General features: G+C 34.1%; 13 protein-coding genes. 3 read left to right on the forward strand and 10 right to left on the reverse strand.

Going from position 1 to position 18,591, the window contains the following annotated elements:
- Nucleotides 1-30 precede the first annotated feature (30 nt).
- The gene (locus BUB42_RS06955) at nt 31-1,344 is read left to right on the forward strand and encodes a TolC family protein (protein ID WP_073018564.1); all 1,314 of its coding nucleotides are present in this window, start codon (nt 31-33) and stop codon (nt 1,342-1,344) included.
- A 120-nt stretch (nt 1,345-1,464) separates the two neighbouring features.
- Nucleotides 1,465-2,388 carry an AraC family transcriptional regulator gene (locus BUB42_RS06960; RefSeq protein ID WP_073018567.1) on the forward strand — a complete coding sequence of 308 codons (924 nt, stop codon included), beginning with the start codon at nt 1,465-1,467 and terminating at the stop codon, nt 2,386-2,388.
- 1 nt (nt 2,389) lies between these two features.
- Here the strand turns inward: BUB42_RS06960 and BUB42_RS06965 are convergent, their stop codons facing one another.
- Together BUB42_RS06965 and BUB42_RS06970 are read right to left on the reverse strand one after the other, a co-directional pair.
- On the reverse strand, nt 2,390-2,764 hold the full coding sequence (locus BUB42_RS06965) for a DUF779 domain-containing protein (RefSeq protein ID WP_073018569.1): 375 nt from the start codon (nt 2,762-2,764) through the stop codon (nt 2,390-2,392).
- Nucleotides 2,765-2,839: 75 nt separating this feature from the next.
- Nucleotides 2,840-4,345 carry an aldehyde dehydrogenase family protein gene (locus BUB42_RS06970; RefSeq protein WP_073018789.1) on the reverse strand — a complete coding sequence of 502 codons (1,506 nt, stop codon included), beginning with the start codon at nt 4,343-4,345 and terminating at the stop codon, nt 2,840-2,842.
- Nucleotides 4,346-4,610: 265 nt separating this feature from the next.
- Here BUB42_RS06970 and pheT point away from each other — a divergent pair, with 265 nt between their 5' ends.
- A complete protein-coding gene (pheT, locus tag BUB42_RS06975; protein WP_073018571.1) occupies nt 4,611-7,031 on the forward strand; it encodes a phenylalanine--tRNA ligase subunit beta in 2,421 nt (806 codons plus the stop codon).
- 118 nt (nt 7,032-7,149) lie between these two features.
- Here pheT and BUB42_RS06980 read toward each other — a convergent pair whose 3' ends face one another.
- The 8 genes from BUB42_RS06980 to BUB42_RS07015 all read right to left on the reverse strand — a co-directional run bounded on the left by BUB42_RS06980 (nt 7,150) and on the right by BUB42_RS07015 (nt 18,457).
- Complete coding sequence (locus BUB42_RS06980; protein ID WP_073018573.1) at nt 7,150-7,704, reverse strand: fasciclin domain-containing protein; 555 nt, start codon at nt 7,702-7,704, stop codon at nt 7,150-7,152.
- 353 nt (nt 7,705-8,057) lie between these two features.
- A complete protein-coding gene (gene rpsA, locus BUB42_RS06985) occupies nt 8,058-9,836 on the reverse strand; it encodes a 30S ribosomal protein S1 (protein WP_073018575.1) in 1,779 nt (592 codons plus the stop codon).
- A 612-nt stretch (nt 9,837-10,448) separates the two neighbouring features.
- Entirely contained in the window at nt 10,449-11,918 is a 1,470-nt protein-coding gene (ilvC, locus tag BUB42_RS06990; protein WP_073018577.1) for a ketol-acid reductoisomerase, read from the reverse strand.
- 81 nt (nt 11,919-11,999) lie between these two features.
- The gene (gene ilvN / locus BUB42_RS06995) at nt 12,000-12,521 is read right to left on the reverse strand and encodes an acetolactate synthase small subunit (protein WP_073018579.1); all 522 of its coding nucleotides are present in this window, start codon (nt 12,519-12,521) and stop codon (nt 12,000-12,002) included.
- 4 nt (nt 12,522-12,525) lie between these two features.
- The gene (ilvB, locus tag BUB42_RS07000) at nt 12,526-14,220 is read right to left on the reverse strand and encodes a biosynthetic-type acetolactate synthase large subunit (RefSeq protein WP_073018581.1); all 1,695 of its coding nucleotides are present in this window, start codon (nt 14,218-14,220) and stop codon (nt 12,526-12,528) included.
- 133 nt (nt 14,221-14,353) lie between these two features.
- Nucleotides 14,354-16,054, reverse strand: coding sequence for a dihydroxy-acid dehydratase (gene ilvD, locus BUB42_RS07005; protein ID WP_073018583.1), 1,701 nt, complete (start codon nt 16,052-16,054; stop codon nt 14,354-14,356).
- 65 nt (nt 16,055-16,119) lie between these two features.
- Nucleotides 16,120-17,235 (reverse strand): 3-isopropylmalate dehydrogenase, encoded by a 1,116-nt coding sequence (gene leuB / locus BUB42_RS07010; protein WP_073018585.1) that lies wholly within the window; start codon nt 17,233-17,235, stop codon nt 16,120-16,122.
- 46 nt (nt 17,236-17,281) lie between these two features.
- A complete protein-coding gene (locus BUB42_RS07015) occupies nt 17,282-18,457 on the reverse strand; it encodes a 2-isopropylmalate synthase (RefSeq protein WP_073018587.1) in 1,176 nt (391 codons plus the stop codon).
- Nucleotides 18,458-18,591: the final 134 nt, after the last annotated feature.

The following is an 18,591-nucleotide window of genomic DNA, read 5'->3' on the forward strand; positions in this document are numbered from 1 at the left end:
CATTTTCATTTTTGGCAAAAAAATATAATTATGGCACATATTAAAATATTATTTCAAAGTCTTATTCTTGTTCTTTTTTGTTTTGTAAAATCTAATGCGCAAGAAGTTCTTTCGCTGGAAAGCGCCGTAAAAATTGCATTGGAAAATAATTATGAAATAAAAATCGCAACAAATAACCTGAGCATTGAGCAAGTAAATGTAGCGATAGGAAATGCAGGGATGTTACCAACATTAACGGCAAATGTTTTAGACAATAATAGTACTCAAAATAGTACACAAATACGTCAAGACGGAACAATAATTACGCTTAATAATGCTAAAAATAATAATCTAGTGTATGGTGTTAGGCTGGATTGGACAATTTTTGATGGATTGCGAATGTTTGCAAGATTAAACCAACTAAAAGAATTGCAAAAAATGGGTGAAGCCCAATTAAAACTAACTTTAATTACAAGGATTAGCGATGTCAATGCAGCTTATTATGATCTAGTACAGCAACAACAACAATTAGCAGCTTTGGATACAACAATTGTTATATCAAACCAAAGACTAGCATTGGCGCAAAATAGATTTACTATTGGAAAAGCATCTAAGTTGGAAGTACTAAATGCGCAAGTAGATTTAAATACGGATCAAGTGGCGTTATTGAGACAAAAAGAATTATACGCCAATGGCAAAATTTTATTAAACCAATTGCTTGCGAGAGATGTTACAACGGATTTCAAAGTAATTGATGAATTGCAAGTTGATTCCTTATTAATATTATCTGAATTAAAATCGTTAGCAGAGAAGCAAAACCCGCAGTTGCAAGCGCAAGTGATCAATAAAAAAATAGCTGAATTGCAACTAAAACAAATAAAAGCCGCAAGATATCCCACTATCCGCGTCAACACTGGTTATAATTTTAATGAGAGTATCGCAAGTTTAGGATTTGTTGCTCAGTTTCAAGCTAGAGGTTTTAATTATGGTTTTAACGCTACTTTAAATCTTTTTGATGGATTTGCGCAAAATCGAAATGAAAAAATTGCCAAAATCCAAATCGAAAATTCTAAGTTGTCAATTGATCAGCAAAATTTAGCTTTGAATTCACAATTATCTAGCTCCTATCAAACCTATTTAACGAATTTGGAGTTAATCATTTTAGAAGAAAAAAATGAAGAAATTGCAAAACAAAATTTAAATATAACTTTGGATAAATTCCGTATTGGAACCATCACAACTTTAGAATTTAGAACAGCACAATTGAATTATGTAAATGCAAAAGTGCGGTTTAGCAACGCTCAATTTCAGGGTAAATTATCAGAAATTGCGTTGAAAGAATTAGCGGGTACAATAACACTGTAATTATTTTTATTGAAAATATCAACAATATATGCATTGATGAATTTAATTTATAACAAATATTATTCTCTTTATAATTATTTTTATTAATTTTAAATTTTACCTCTTAAAAAGTTTAAAATTATGAATAATAACCGCGCTTTCATACATCCACCACATTTATCAAAAGAGAAATCTTTAAAAACATTAGTAGAAAACAGAACTATTTATTCTTTAAACCATTGTGAACTGAATCTTTTTGAAACGTACGAATCGTCAACATTAGTTCCTTTAAAATTTAGTGATTTTGTGGTGACTAGCATGTTGAGAGGTAAAAAGATAATGCATCTTTTTGATGAGCCGAGTTTTGTTTATTTACCGGGGGAAACAGTAATCATTCCTTCAAATGTAGAAATGAAAATTGATTTTCCAGAGGCTTCTAAAATTAATCCAACTCAGTGTTTGGCCTTGGCGATAGACCAAACCAAAATTAATAGCATCTTGCAGTTTTTAAACGAACGGTATCCAAAAGAAGGAAAAGACCAATTCTGGCGATTGAATTACCAGAAGTATTTCTTTTACAACAATGAAGAATTGGCAACAACCATAGATAAATTAATCAAAGAGTGTATGAGCACTTCAATTATTAAAGATGTTCTGGCAGATTTGACTTTGCAGGAATTAATGATTCGAATTATTCAGACACAAACGGCCAAAGCCATAGATGAGGATTTAATTGCCGATCCCAAAAATCCTATAATACAAATCGTAGAATTCATCCGATTGAATTTAAAGGAAAATATCAGTATGAAACGCTTGAGTGAAAACGCATGTATGAGCACGACTTCTTTCTATCGTTTTTTCAAAAGAGAATTGGGAATAAGCCCTACAGAATTTATAATTAACGAAAAAATGAGATGCGCTAAAAAATTGCTAAAAAGTCAATCGATCCAAATTAATGAGGTTTGTTACTTATCAGGATTTGAAGATTGTAATTACTTTATTCGTTTATTTAAAAAACATGAAGGAATAACACCAAAGCAATATCAATTATTGTATGTAAACTAACTTATTCATTAAAAATAACTTGTTCGAGTAATAGTTCTTCTTCGGGGGTAAAAATTCTATATTCGATTCGGAATGTTTTTTTCAATGGTGTTTCTAACGAAAATCCTCCCACTCCAAAAGCATCAATTACATCTAATGTAAAATGAGAATGTTTCCAATATTCAAATAAATCCTTATCGACCCAAAACTCTGTGTTTTCAATTGTGCCTATACAAACATCGCCCAGTCTCTGATAAAATCCTCCTTTTTCAAAACATTGTGGTTGTGTTCCCTCACAACAACCGCCAGCTTGGTAAAACATCAAATCACCGTGCTTTTCCTTAAGAATTGTTATCAATTCTACTGCTTTTTCTGTCGCATCTATTCTTTTTAACATCTTTTTTCTTTAAATAAAATCCTGACAAATTATGCAATCTGTCAGGATTAAGATTAACCAATAACCAACAATGAATTAAAAGAAACCCAATTTCTTTTTGTCGTAAGAAATCAGCATATTTTTTGTCTGACGATAATGTCCAAGCATCATTTTATGATTTTCACGACCAATTCCAGACTGTTTGTAGCCTCCAAAAGGAGCTCCAGCAGGATAGGAATGGTATTGATTAATCCAAACTCGGCCTGCTTGAATCGCTCTTGGAATCTGATAAATTTCGTGTGCATCACGTGTCCAAACGCCAGCTCCTAAACCATACATGGTATCATTTGCTATACTAATAGCTTCTTCAGTAGTTTTGAAAGTAGTAACAGCTAGAACAGGTCCAAAAATTTCTTCTTGAAAAATACGCATTTTATTGTGTCCTTTGAAGAGTGTTGGTTTGATATAATACCCTCCTGCTAGACTTCCTTCTAAATGATTTTCTTCACCTCCTATTAACACTTCGGCACCTTCTTCTTTTCCTAATTTAATATAAGACAAGATTTTTTCTTTTTGAACTAATGACGCTTGTGCTCCCATCATAGTCGTTTTGTCTAAAGGATTTCCCAACTTAATAGCAGCTGTTCTTTCAATTACGCGAGCGATGAATTTATCATAAATATCTTCATGAACCAATAGTCTGGACGGACTTGTACAAATTTCTCCTTGATTCAAAGCAAACATTACAGCACCTTCAATTGCTTTGTCAAAGAAATCATCATCGGCATCACCCACGGATTTCATAAAAATATTTGGTGATTTCCCTCCTAGTTCTAAGGTTACCGGAATAATATTCTCGGTAGCGTATTGCATCACTAAACGACCGGTTGTAGTAGAACCTGTAAAAGCTGCTTTTGAAACTTTTTTATTGGTTACCAAAGCTCTTCCTAATTCAGCACCAAAACCATTGACAATATTTATAACTCCAGGAGGCAAAATATCACCAATTAATTCCATCAAAACCAGAATAGAAATAGGAGTACTTTCAGCCGGTTTTAAAACAACCGTGTTTCCTGCGGCCAATGCTGGTGCCAATTTCCAAACCGCCATCAAAATTGGAAAATTCCAAGGAATAATTTGGGCAATAACCCCTAGTGGTTCGCTTAATGCAATAGAAACTGTTAGCGAATCCAATTCAGCGATTGAACTTTCCTCAGCACGAATTACACCTGCAAAATATCTAAAATGATCAATTGCTAGAGGCATGTCCGCCACTAATGTCTCTCTAATTGCTTTTCCGTTGTCAATGGTTTCAACAGTTGCAAGATATTCTAAATTATCTTCCATGACCTGCGCAATTTTGTTCAATAACGTACTTCGCTCGGTTGCTGAAGTTTTTCCCCATTTTTGGAAAGCTTCATGAGCGGTATCAACTGCAAAATCTACATCTACTTTAGTTGAATGCGCAGCTCTGGTAAATACTTTTCCATCTATCGGTGAAACTACATCAAAATATTGTCCACCTATTGGCGAAACGAATTTTCCACCTATGTAGTTATCGTATGTTGACTTAAAATCAGGTCTTTTTACAACGTTATCCATATCATTATCTATTTTTGTTTGACCAAAGATAGCTTCATCACTAATTAGAAAATAGCACAATTCATTCAAATAATAGCATTATATTTTACTATTTGTTTTTTTATATTAATTATTTTGTTTTATTCCTATATTATTATAAATAATAGCATTGCATTCTTATATTGAATTCCAACTTAAAGACATAACTCCAATTATAAAAAACAAAACAATTGTTTCTTTCTACAACGCGCAATCCTTATATTTGCAAAATACTTAAAATTTACAAATGAGAATATCTTACAATTGGTTAAAACAATTCATTAAAATAGATTTGCTATCCGCTGAGACGGCAGAATTACTGACGGATTTAGGTCTTGAAGTTGAAGTTGTTGAAAAATACCAATCGGTCAAAGGTGGATTAGCAGGTATAGTTGTAGGACATGTACTTACTTGTATTCAACATCCTGATGCTGATAGACTAAAAATAACTACAGTAGATTTAGGTGATGGTATTCCTGTCCAAATAGTTTGTGGTGCTGCGAATGTGGCAGCGGGTCAAAAAGTTCCAGTTGCAACTTTAGGAACTGTATTATACGATGCAACGGGTGTAGCTTTTACGATAAAAAAAGGTAAGATACGCGGACAAGAAAGCCACGGAATGATTTGTGCTGAAGATGAATTGGGTCTTGGAGAAAGTCATGATGGAATTATGGTTTTAGAAGACTCATTACAAGCAGGAACTCCAGCCGCTACAGTATTTAAGATAGAAAATGACGAGGTTTTTGAAATTGGCTTGACGCCAAATCGTGCAGATGCTATGAGTCACTTAGGTACGGCTCGCGATTTAAAAGCAGGAATGCTACAAAAGGGTATTAATGTTGAATTAATTACTCCCTCTGTCAGTAATTTTAGAGTTGACAAAAGAACCTTAAAAATTGATATTGACGTTAAAGATTCTAAATTAGCTCCTAGATATTGTGGCGTTACTATTTCAGGAATTGAAGTAAAACCATCTCCAGAATGGTTGCAAAATAGATTAAAAGCTATAGGATTAAATCCAAAAAATAATATTGTTGATGTGACTAATTATGTCTTACATGACTTAGGACAACCGCTTCACGCTTTTGACGCTGCAAAAATTAATGGAAAAATAGTGGTTCAAACTCTTGCAGCAGGTACTAAATTTACAACTCTTGATGACATAGAAAGAACCTTACATGAAGAAGATTTGATGATTTGTGATGAAAAAGGACCTTTGTGCATAGCAGGTGTCTTTGGAGGAAAAAAATCAGGAGTTTCAGAAAACACCAATTCAATATTTTTAGAAAGTGCTTATTTCAATCCGATAAGTATTCGTAAAACAGCAAAAAGACATCAATTGAATACCGATGCATCTTTTAGATTTGAAAGAGGAATAGATCCAAATATTACCGCATATGCACTAAAACGAGCGGCATTGCTCATTCAAGAAGTAGCTGGCGGTGAAATAACCTCTGATATTATTGATTTGTATCCAAAGAAAATAGAAGATTTTAGTGTGTTTTTGAACTTTAGTAATGTAGCTAAAATCATTGGACAAGAATTACCAAAAGATACAATCAAGAACATATTAGTATCACTAGACATAAAAGTAAACAGCGTTTCAGATGCTGGATTAGGATTGACAATTCCGTCCTACCGTGTGGACGTTTTGAGAGAAATAGATGTTATCGAGGAAATTTTGAGAGTTTATGGATATAACAATATTCATTTTTCTAAAAAACTAAATGCCGCCGTTACTAATGCTCCACGAAATGAGGATTATAAAATCCAGAATATAGTTGCAGCGCAATTAAATTCACAAGGATTTAATGAAATAATGGCAAATTCATTGACTACGGCTGCGTACGCGGAACTTTCAGAAGAATTGAAAACATCGCACAACGTGACCATGCTTAATCCTTTGAGTGCTGACTTAGCTACTATGAGACAGTCTTTACTGTTTTCAGGACTTGAAGCGGTATCATACAACGTCAATAGGAAGAATACCGACTTGAAGTTATTTGAATTTGGTAAAACGTATCACAATTACCTTGCAGGCTACGAAGAGAAAAAACATTTAAGTTTATTCCTTACAGGAAATAGAAACCAAGAGAGTTGGACACAAACTCAAAAACCATCTGATTTCTTTTTGTTTAAAGGATACGCGATGGGAATACTTTCTCGTTTTGGAATCAGCAAAATCCAAAACCAACCTGTAGATTCTGATCTTTTTTCAGAGGGAATTGCTATTGGTTATGGTAATGACACATTAGTAAAGCTAGGAGTTGTAAAAAAATCAATTTTAAAACATTTTGGAATTAAGCAAGAAGTATTTTATGCCGACTTCAACTGGGAATTAATTTTAAAAATAATCTCAACTAAAATAAAGTTCACTGATATTCCTAAATATCCAGAAGTTAGAAGAGATTTAGCTTTGCTACTTGAACAAAATGTAACGTATGAGAGTATTTACACTTTAGCGAGACAAACAGAGAAAGTACTACTAAAAGACATTGACTTATTTGATGTGTATGAAGGTCAAAATCTTCCCGAAGGAAAAAAATCGTATGCGTTAGGTTTTACTATTCAGGATAATTCTAAAACCTTGACAGATGCTCAAATCGATAAAATTATGAGTAAACTTCAGCTTAATTTTGAAACAGAACTAGGAGCTGTATTAAGATAATATCAGTTTGATATTTTTATAATCCCATTAGTAATCACTAATGGGATTTTTTTATAACAAAAAAGCGCTGCAAATAACGGTGCTTTTTCGAAAAACAAATATAAACCAAATTTCAAAATTAAATTTTTGGTAAAACTACAGCATCAATTACGTGAATTACACCATTAGATTGATTTACATTAGCAATGGTTACGTTAGAACTGTTGCCATTTTCATCAGTTATTAGTAACACTTTTCCTTTCATGCTAGCTGTTAAAGTTCCACCGCTAACAGTTTTCAAAGTTGCTTTTCCTTTTCCCATTTTGATAGCTTTCGCTATATCCTTAGCATTCATTTTTCCAGCAACAACATGATAGGTAAGGATTGTTTGCAACGTTTTAAGGTTTTCTGGTTTCAATAAAGTATCAACAGTTCCTGCTGGTAATTTATCAAATGCTGCATTTGTTGGAGCAAAAACGGTAAATGGTCCTTTACTTTGTAATGTTCCTACTAATCCTGCTGCTTTAACGGCTGCAACAAGCGTCGTGTGATCTTTTGAATTCACTGCATTTTCAACAATATTTTTTGATGGGTACATGGCTGCTCCTCCAACCATTACTGTTTTTTGTGCAAATGATGTAGCTCCATATACTAATGCGATAAAAGCAACTGATAAAAATTTTCTAGTCTTCATAATAATCTATTTTTTAAGTTATATACAGTCATTTACGCACAAAGATTGAATTTGGTTTTAAAAAAATAAAAATATTTTTTAAACTATTGATTATTTGAGCTTTAATTTCATTATTTTTTTTGAGTGTTATGAAAATAATGTGTGATAAATAGCCCTGATTGAAGCGATATCCTTTTATAAAACGTCCAGCCTGCTAAAGGATGGAAGCTTTATAAAAGATATAGTGGAAAGCGGGTGAGATAGTGAACCAATAATCAATTCTTCTGCTCCTTGAAAATAAAATACAAATTTATAAAGCAAAAAAAAACCTCACATTACTGTGAGGCTTTCTATGTTCAAAAAATTTCAAGAAATTATTTTTTCTCTGATTTTTCCATTTTAGCTTTTAAAGCTGCTAATACATCATTGTTGTCACCTAAAGTCGCAGCTGCTGCGTTTGTAGATGCGTTAGATGAAGTATTTTCAGTAGCTGCTTTCACATTTTTCTCTTCTTCTTCACGGAAGATTGCAGTGTGAGAGGCAACAACTCTTTTAAATTCTTTGTTGAATTCGATTACTTTGAAATCAGCAGAATCTCCTTTTTTCAATTTCTTTCCGTCTTCTTTTTCAAGGTGACGAGTAGGAATGAAAGCAACGATATCCTCTCCGAATTCTACAGTAGCTCCTTTGTCAACAATTTCAGAAATTTCACCGTTGTGGATAGTTCCTACAGCGAAAGAACCTTCATACTGATCCCAAGGATTAGCAGTAGTTTGCTTGTGACCTAAAGATAATTTACGTCCATCAACATCTAATTCTAATACTACTACATCAAGTTTCTCACCAACATTTACAAATTCAGATGGGTGTTTGATTTTCTTAGTCCAAGATAAGTCAGAAATGTAAATTAATCCATCAATTCCTTCTTCTAGTTCTACGAAAATTCCAAAGTTTGTAAAGTTTCTAACGATACCTGAATGCTTAGAACCTACTGGGTACTTAGCAGTAATATCAGTCCAAGGATCTTGAGACAATTGCTTGATACCTAATGACATTTTACGGTCATCTCTATCTAAAGTTAAGATAACAGCTTCAACAACATCACCTACTTTTACAAAATCTTGAGCAGAACGTAAATGAGTAGACCATGACATTTCAGAAACGTGGATCAAACCTTCAACACCTTCTGCAACTTCGATAAATGCACCGTAATCAGCGATTACAACTACTTTACCTTTTACTTTGTCTCCAATTGCTAATTTAGCATCTAGAGCATCCCAAGGGTGAGCGTTTAATTGTTTCAATCCTAATTGAATTCTTGTTTTCTCATCATCGAAATCAAGGATTACAACGTTTAATTTTTGATCTAATTCAAGTACTTCAGATGGGTGGTTGATTCTTGACCAAGAAAGGTCAGTAATGTGAATCAATCCATCAACTCCACCTAAGTCAATAAAGACACCATAAGAAGTAATGTTTTTAACAACACCTTCTAATACTTGTCCTTTTTGTAATTGACCTATGATTTCTTTTTTCTGGATTTCGATATCCGCTTCAATAAGCGCTTTGTGCGATACAACAACATTTTTGAATTCGTGGTTGATTTTCACAACTTTAAATTCCATCATTTTGTTTACATATACATCGTAATCTCTAATTGGTTTAACATCAATTTGAGATCCTGGTAAGAAAGCTTCAATTCCGAAAACGTCAACGATCATACCACCTTTAGTTCTGCATTTTACAAAACCATTAACGATTTCTCCTGTTTCGTTAGCCGAAATAACTCTATCCCATGATTTAATAGTACGTGCTTTTCTATGAGATAAAACCAGTTGACCTGTTTTGTCCTCACGGATGTCGATTAATACTTCAACAGTATCACCTACTTTTAATGCTGGGTTGTAACGGAATTCATTTAATGAAATAACACCTTCCGATTTTGCGTTGATATCAACAATTACGTCTCTATCTGTAATTCTAACAACCGTACCATCTACCACTTCTTCTTGATCAGTAGCGATAAATGTTTTTGAAACTAGTTCTTCGAATTCTACTAAGTTTTTCTCATCAACTGCATCAATACCTTCTTCGAAATTGTGCCAGTTAAAATTTGCTAAAAACTCTTCTTGTGATTTTACTTGTTCAGACATGCTGATTAAAAATTTGTATTCTGTATTCTCTCGAGTTTCTTAATGTGCTAGAAAACAGCAGAAGTTGTTTGTATAATTAGTTGAAACCTAAAGGAAACTCTTATTCACCAAAAGGTTTGCAAAAGTAACACTTATAAGTTTAACTACAAAATATTTAAACAACGGATAATTAATAGAAAATGAAAATTTAATTTGCTAAAAATCAACATCAAAATTGAAGTGTAATCCAATAATTATTTTTGAAATAGAAATAACTGGCGGTACATACAGATTAAGCTAATAAACAAGTTTTGATAAAAAAAACAATCACTATGGATTCTAAAATTTGTTTAGTGCAAAAGCAATTTTTTCAGTTTTGAAATTTAATTTTAAACTTATCTCTTTTAATATCTTTATATTTAACTTTTCTTAAAATATTCCGAACCCAAATTTTAACTCAACTAGGAATTACATTCCTCAACTTTAAACGCTCTTAAAATTGAGTGAATGTAAATGCATAACAACTCATTTATCTAATTTTCTAAATTTTAACTAATTCAAATTCTAATTAGTTCAAATGATTGTTTGCTGATCCCAGCACATTTATAAATGTGGAAATTTTTTAATTTTAAACTATCCAATTTTTTTCATCGCAGTCATAGATTCTCTTAACCACTCTCCAACTTGTTCAATAGGATGCTGACGTATAGTTTTATTAACAGCAATTAAAACGGCATTATCAACTGCATTTGATGTCGAAAATGGCTTTCCTATTACGTTAGTGTCTACTGTTTTCATAAAATCAGCTAACAACGGTTTACACGCATGATCAAATAAATAACAACCGTATTCTGCTGTATCAGAAATAATTCTATTCATTTCATACAGTTTTTTTCTAGCTACTGTATTTGCAATTAACGGTAATTCGTGCAAAGATTCATAATAAGCAGATTCTTCGATGATACCAGTTTCAGTCATAGTTTCAAAAGCCAGCTCTACTCCTGCCTTTACCATAGCAATCATCAAAACACCATTGTCAAAATATTCTTGTTCAGCAATAGTCACATTTGTCGGAGCTGTTTTTTCAAAATTTGTTTCGGCTGTGGCCGCTCTCCAAGTCAATAAATTAACGTCATCGTTAGCCCAGTCGATCATCATATTTTTTGAAAATTCGCCAGAAATAATATCATCCATGTGTTTTTGAAACAGAGGACGCATAATATCTTTTAATTCATCTGCCAGTCTAAATGCTTCAATCTTTGAAGGATTTGATAAACGATCCATCATGTTTGTTATTCCACCATGTTTCAATGCTTCTGTAACTGTTTCCCAACCGTATTGAATCAATTTGGACGCGTAACTTGGTTCAATTCCATTTTCAACCATTTTATCAAAACATAAAATAGAACCGGTTTGCAGCATTCCGCATAATATGGTTTGTTCGCCCATCAAATCTGATTTTACTTCTGCTACAAATGAGGAGTTTAAAACTCCTGCTTTATGACCACCAGTAGCAACTGCGTATGCTTTTGCTAGTTCGAAACCTTCTCCATTTGGATTATTTTCTGGATGCACCGCAATCAAAGTTGGCACTCCAAAACCTCTTTTATACTCCTCTCTTACCTCTGTCCCTGGACATTTTGGAGCACACATGATAACGGTAATGTCTTTCCTAATTTGCATACCTTCTTCAACGATATTAAAACCGTGAGAATAAGCTAAAGTTGAGCCGTGTTTCATTAAAGGCATGATTGCAGTAACAACTGCAGTATGTTGTTTATCAGGTGTTAAATTACAAACTAAATCAGCTATTGGAATTAATTCTTCATAAGTTCCCACTGTAAAACCATTATCAAATGCGTTGTTAAACGAAGTTCTTTTTTTCGCGATTGCATCCGCACGTAAAGCGTAGGAGATGTCTAAACCTGAATCTCTCATGTTTAATCCTTGGTTTAAACCTTGCGCTCCACAGCCCACGATAACTACTTTTTTACCACTTAATGCTTTGGTTCCGTTTACAAATTCAGATTGATCCATGAATTCGCAAACGCCTAATTGTTCTAATTGTATTCTCAGTGGTAATGAATTGAAATAATTTGCCATTTTTTAATTTTAAAAGTATTTAATAAATTTAAGTTTGTGTTTGCTCTTTCGTTTTTTAGCGCCCTTTTATGGGAAAAAATGTTATTTTAAAGTCTCCAATAAAGTCGAAATATCCATTTTTGCTTTGGAAACAGAAATTCTGCCAGAGCGAACAAATTGCATAATTCCGTACGGTTTCAATTTTTTGTACAATGCTTCAATGTCCGCTCGCTGTCCTGAAATTGAAATGACAAAATAATCTCTAGCCACTGTTACTATCACCGAATGACTTTCTTTAATAATATTTTGAATTTCTCTTTCATCGAAAAGTAAGCTGGATTCAATTTTGAAAAGCGCATTTTCTAAGAAAATAGTTTCGTCATCAATATGATAGTACGTTTTGATCACCTCAATTTGTTTTTCGATTTGTCCTACTATATTTTGCACCCATTTTTCGGTAGTATTGACCACAATAATAAATCGAGAGACATTTTCAATTTCCGACTCGGATACATTTAAACTTAAAATATTAATGTGGCGTTTTAAGAATATTCCAGATATTCTGTTTAATAATCCCACGTTGTTTTCTGAATAAACAGAGATAGTGAATGTTTGATTTTCCATAATATTAACTTAATCTGATCTCAGCAACCGATGCTCCAGTAGGAATCATTGGGAATACATTATTTTCTTTTTCAACCATCACTTCTAGGAAATAGGATTCTTTTGAAGCCATCATTTCAGCAACAGCGCCATCAAGATCCTCTCTTTTAATCACTTTTTTAGCTTTTATATAATATCCTTCGGCAATTGCAATAAAATTTGGGTTTGTCATTTCTGTAGAAGCATATCGCTTATCAAAAAACAGTTGCTGCCATTGGCGCACCATTCCCAGAAATTCGTTATTAAGCACTACAATCTTTACCGGAACTTTAGTTTGGAAAATTGTTCCTAATTCTTGAATTGTCATTTGGAAACCACCATCACCTATAATTGCTACAACTTCGCGATTTGGCATTCCCATTTTGGCACCAATTGCAGCTGGCAAAGCAAATCCCATTGTGCCTAGTCCGCCTGAAGTTACGTTGCTTTTTGTTGAATTGAATTTGGCATAGCGACAAGCAAACATTTGGTGTTGCCCCACATCCGAAACCACAATTGCATCTCCTTTAGAGTGTTTGTTAATCATTTCGATCGTTTCGCCCATCGAAATTCCTTCTTTCTTCGGTTGCAACTCTTCATTGATTACGGCCTCCAACTCAATTTTGTATTTTTCTTTAAATTCGTTATGCCAAGATTCGTGAGTTTTGCTTTCGATTAGCGGGATTAAAGCAGTTAATGACTCTTTTAAATCCGCTAAAACGGCTACCGTTGTTTTTACATTTTTATCAATTTCGGCAGCATCAATTTCAAAATGGATCACTTTAGCTTGTTTGGCGTAAGAAGCTAAATTTCCAGTAACTCGGTCATCAAAGCGCATTCCCAGCGCAATTAAAACATCGCATTCATTTGTCAATACATTTGGACCATAATTCCCATGCATTCCTAGCATTCCTACATTTAACGGATGCGCTGTTGGCAATGCTGAAAGTCCTAAAATAGTCCAAGCAGCTGGAATTCCTGATTTTTCTACTAATGTTTTTAATTCGGCTTCAGCTTCGCTTAGAATAACGCCTTGTCCAAATAGTATGTATGGCTTTTTAGCAGCGTTGATTAATACCGCCGCTTCCTTTACTTTTTCTAAGTTTAAAGTTGGTTTAGGGTTATAACTTCTTATGCTCGTACATTTTTTATAACTGAATTCTAATTCGTCAAATTGAGCATTTTTAGTAATATCAATTAGCACAGGACCAGGACGACCTGATTTAGCAATATAAAAAGCTTTTGCCATGATTTCTGGAATCTCAGAAGCTTCTGTTATTTGGTAATTCCATTTTGTTACTGGAGTTGAAATCCCAATAATATCTGTTTCTTGAAACGCATCGGAACCTAATAAATGTTTACCGACTTGTCCCGTGATGCAAACCATTGGAGTAGAATCGATTTGCGCATCGGCAATGCCGGTCACTAAATTAGTTGCTCCTGGACCGGAAGTTGCGATTGCAACTCCTACTTTTCCAGTCGCTCTTGCAAAACCTTGAGCGGCATGCGTTGCTCCTTGTTCATGTCGAACTAATACATGCTGTAATTGATCCTTATATTTATACAATTCGTCATAAACGGGCATGATCGCCCCACCTGGATAGCCGTAAATTAAATCTACGCCCTCTTCCAAAAGACATTTTATAATGGCTTCGGCACCAGATATTTTATTATTTTTCATCTTTTATTTTTGATTTTAACCAGCAGCATTTAGCTTTTGGTTGGTAATTATAATTTGGCTTAAGCCAAAATAAAATTTCAATTTTTCTTCAAAATCGCTTTAGTAATACTAGATTCCACATTTTAAATGGTACCTAACTTTTTATCAAAGCCACTTGCTGGACACCATCAGTTACACATCCCGTTGAAGCGCTTGAAACTGCTCTTGCGTATTTTAATAGAACTCCTTTTGTGACTTTTAAAGCCGGCTGTACCCAACTTGCTTTGCGAGCGGCAAACTCTTCATCAGAAATTTTTAAATTAATTGTGTTCTTAGTCGCATCAATTGTTATTAAATCGCCGTTTTGAACCAATGCAATTCCGCCACCATCAAAAGCTTCGGGTGTAATATGACCCACAACAAAGCCGTGCGATCCACCAGAAAATCTTCCGTCAGTAATTAAAGCTACTGATCCTCCAAGTCCAGCACCCATAATTGCTGATGTAGGTTTTAACATCTCTGGCATTCCTGGACCTCCTTTTGGACCCACATATCTAATAACAACTACATTTCCGGGTTTTACTAATCCATTTTGAATTCCAGGAATTACGTCAAATTCGCTTTCAAAAACAATGGCTTCCCCTTCAAAAAACTCGCCTTCTTTCCCGCTTATTTTTGCGACAGCTCCTTCTTCGGCAAGATTTCCGTATAAAATTTGGATATTTCCTGTCGATTTTAATGATTTTTGAATTTCGTGAATCACATCTTGACCGTCATCTAAGTCAGGAAGATTAGCTAAATTTTCGGCTAAAGTTTTTCCTGTTACAGTCATGCAGTCGCCGTGCATCAATCCTTCTCTCAAAAGATATTTCATAACTGCTGGAACTCCACCTACATTGTGTAAGTTTTCCATTAAATATTTACCGCTTGGTTTTAAATCGGCTAACATTGGAGTTCTATCGCTAATATCTTGAAAATCTTTCAATGTAATTTTAATATCAACAGAATGCGCCATAGCAATTAAATGCATCACTGCATTTGTTGAGCCACCAAGTACAGCAACAATAGTAATTGCATTTTCAAAACCCTTACAAGTCATAATATCCTTTGGCTTTATATCATTTTCTAATAATATTCTAATGTACTTTCCCACCTCTAAACATTCTTGTTTCTTTTCATCACTCAATGCTGGATTTGATGAACTGTACGGCAAACTCATTCCAAGAGCTTCGATTGCCGAAGCCATTGTATTTGCAGTGTACATTCCGCCACATGCTCCTGCGCCTGGACAAGAATTTTTTATAATTCCCTTAAAATCTTCATCAGAAATTGCATTTCGGAGTTTCTTTCCCAATGCTTCAAATGAGGATACTATATTTAAACTTTCGCCTTTCCAAGTACCAGAATGAATTGAACCTCCGTAAACCATAATCGATGGACGATTTACTCTTCCCATTGCGATTAAAGCACCAGGCATATTTTTGTCACAACCAGGTATTGCAATCATTGCATCATACCATTGTGCTCCCATAACTGTTTCAATAGAATCAGCAATGACATCTCGTGAAACTAATGAATAACGCATGCCTTCCGTTCCATTTGCAATTCCGTCACTAACACCAATTGTATTAAAAATTAATCCAACTAAATCAGTGTCCCAAACTCCTTTTTTTACACCTTTTGCAAGGTCATTCAAATGCATGTTACATGTATTTCCTTCATAACCCATACTTACAATTCCGACTTGTGCTTTTTTTAAATCATCCTCAGTAAGACCTATTCCGTAAAGCATCGCTTGAGCAGCAGGTTGCGTATCATCTTGTGTTATTGTCTTGCTATGCTTATTTAATTCCATTTTTAAGTTGGTTTATTTATAATTTGATTTTTTGAAAAACTGTACTTGATACATTACTTGTGCGACTAAACTATAGTTGATTGTCCTATATACACATTATCACTTTTGAAATACAAATCATCTTTACTCAAGATATAATTTGCTATAAAATCCCCAACTTCATTTGTTCCAAATTTTGAATACGGATTCAAATCAGCCGTGACGACATTTAGCTCTATTGCTTTTTGAACTGCTTCATACACTTTTTCCGATTCTAAATGAAGTCCGAAATGTTCTAAAAGCATTGCAGCTGATAAAATAGAAGCGATAGGATTTGCAATATTTTTTCTTTTTGCTTCCGAAAATATTCCATGGATAGGCTCAAAAAGTGCGCTTTCATTCCCAATTGAAGCTGATGGTAACAATCCAATAGCGCCAGTAATAACGCTAGCTTCATCAGATAAGATATCGCCAAATAAATTCTCAGTTAAAATAACATCAAACTGCTTTGGATTCATTATGATTTGCATTGCCGCATAGTCAACTAAAAGAAACTCCACCGCTACTTCAGGGTAAGAGGCACTGATTTCCTTTACCACTTTTCGCCACAACCTAGAAGTTTCAAGAATGCTAGCTTTATCAACTAAGGTGACTTTGTTTTTACGTTTTTGGGCTGTTTTGAAAGCTAAATGCGTAATTCGGATGATTTCGTTTTCGGTGTACTCGCATAAATCAGAAGCTATTGTTCCTTGCTCATTTATTTTTTTTTCGCTAAAATAAGAGCCGCCTGAAATTTCTCTGAAAATTACAAAATCAGTATCCTCGATTATTTTTCTTTTTAAAGGCGAAAGATCTAGTAAATCATTATAGGGCTTTATTGGTCGAACGTTAGCATAAAGTCCAAGCGCTTGCCTAAGTTTTAATAAACCTTGAATAGGGCTGGATTTAATGTCAATCTCAGGGCCTTGAGAAACAGCGCCAACAGTTCCAAACAAAACGGCGTCAGTGTTTAAACAAAGATTCAACGTTTGCTCTGGCAAGGGATTGCCTGTTTTTTCAATGGCAATTGCTCCTATTAGTGCATCTTCAAATATAAACTCATGATCAAAAACTATGGCAATAGCGTTCAACGCCTTCTTCGCTTGTAAAACAACTTCTGGACCTATGCCATCTCCAGAAAGTGCGGCTATTTTTAAATTCATTGGATCGATTATTATTTTTAAATTCAACTTATGATTAAAGTTGAATTTAATTTCTTATTAATTCACTATATACCTTACAAACCTCAATTATTTGATGAATGTCATCATCCAGAACTTCCTTTTTAATATCGGCAAATTTTAAAAACTCGACGTAAACTGCATCTAATTGCACTTTTGACAACTCGTAGCCAACTTTTTTTGCTCTGTATGCCAATGCAGCTCTACCGCTTCTTGCTGTTAAAACTATTGATGATTCATTGACGCCAACATCTAGCGGATCCATGATTTCGTAGGTTGCTCTATTTTTTATAACGCCATCCTGATGAATTCCTGAACTATGAGCAAAAGCATTAGCACCCACAATTGCCTTGTTTGGTTGAACAATCATTCCCATACTTTCAGAAACTAAGCGGCTCATTTCGTTCAATTGTTTGGAATCAATGTCAGTATATAAATTTAAATAAGGATGCTGTTTAAAAATCATTACTACTTCTTCAAGCGCGGTATTTCCCGCTCTTTCCCCTATTCCATTTATAGTACATTCAATTTGTCTGGCTCCGTTGATAGCGCCTGATATAGAATTTGCTGTAGCCATACCTAGATCATTATGGCAATGGCAAGAAAGAACCACATTTTCAATCCCCTTCACATTTTCTCTTAAATACTTTATTTTTGCACCATATTCTTCTGGCAAGCAATATCCTGTTGTATCTGGTATATTAAGCACCGTTGCACCTGATTTAATTGCTTCCTCACAGACTCGAGCTAAAAATTCATTATCAGTTCGCCCTGCATCCTCAGCGTAAAATTCAACGTCTTCTACATAAGACTTTGCATGAGAAATTGCATATTTTGCCCTTGTAATTACATCTTCTCTGGTCGTATTTAATTTGTGAACAATATGCGATTCCGATGTTCCAATTCCGGTGTGAATACGAGGTTTTTTGGCGTATCTTAGCGCTTGTGCCGCTACGTCAATATCATTTTTTACCGCTCTAGTTAATCCACAAACGGTTGCATTTTTGACAATCCTACTAATTTCAGTTACCGATAAAAAATCTCCTGGGCTTGATACAGGAAATCCAGCCTCAATGATATCAACACCCATTTCGTCCAATCGATTTGCAATAAGAAGTTTTTGGTTGGTGTCTAATTTGCATCCTGGAACTTGCTCTCCGTCTCTTAATGTGGTATCAAAAATTTGGACTTTCTCTCTATTCATTATCATTTATTTAACGTAATTTCACATCTCACTAACAAAAATAGATTTTAAGACAGAATTCTAAAACTCAATTTAACCAAATATACTACTCATAAAGTAATTATTAAATAGATAAACCACTTAAAATCAAGTAA

The organism is Flavobacterium micromati (assembly GCF_900129585.1).
Lineage (GTDB): Bacteria > Bacteroidota > Bacteroidia > Flavobacteriales > Flavobacteriaceae > Flavobacterium > Flavobacterium micromati.

Bases quoted from the DNA above. Each gene is read 5' to 3' on its own strand.
- ilvC (WP_073018577.1), bottom strand. From the start codon at position 11,918: ATGGCAAATTATTTCAATTCATTACCACTGAGAATACAATTAGAACAA.
- ilvB (WP_073018581.1), bottom strand. From the start codon at position 14,220: ATGAAAAATAATAAAATATCTGGTGCCGAAGCCATTATAAAATGTCTT.
- BUB42_RS06970 (WP_073018789.1), bottom strand. From the start codon at position 4,345: ATGGATAACGTTGTAAAAAGACCTGATTTTAAGTCAACATACGATAAC.
- BUB42_RS06965 (WP_073018569.1), bottom strand. From the start codon at position 2,764: ATGTTAAAAAGAATAGATGCGACAGAAAAAGCAGTAGAATTGATAACA.
- ilvD (WP_073018583.1), bottom strand. From the start codon at position 16,054: ATGGAATTAAATAAGCATAGCAAGACAATAACACAAGATGATACGCAA.
- leuB (WP_073018585.1), bottom strand. From the start codon at position 17,235: ATGAATTTAAAAATAGCCGCACTTTCTGGAGATGGCATAGGTCCAGAA.
- BUB42_RS07015 (WP_073018587.1), bottom strand. From the start codon at position 18,457: ATGAATAGAGAGAAAGTCCAAATTTTTGATACCACATTAAGAGACGGA.
- pheT (WP_073018571.1), top strand. From the start codon at position 4,611: ATGAGAATATCTTACAATTGGTTAAAACAATTCATTAAAATAGATTTG.
- ilvN (WP_073018579.1), bottom strand. From the start codon at position 12,521: ATGGAAAATCAAACATTCACTATCTCTGTTTATTCAGAAAACAACGTG.
- BUB42_RS06955 (WP_073018564.1), top strand. From the start codon at position 31: ATGGCACATATTAAAATATTATTTCAAAGTCTTATTCTTGTTCTTTTT.
- BUB42_RS06960 (WP_073018567.1), top strand. From the start codon at position 1,465: ATGAATAATAACCGCGCTTTCATACATCCACCACATTTATCAAAAGAG.
- BUB42_RS06980 (WP_073018573.1), bottom strand. From the start codon at position 7,704: ATGAAGACTAGAAAATTTTTATCAGTTGCTTTTATCGCATTAGTATAT.
- rpsA (WP_073018575.1), bottom strand. From the start codon at position 9,836: ATGTCTGAACAAGTAAAATCACAAGAAGAGTTTTTAGCAAATTTTAAC.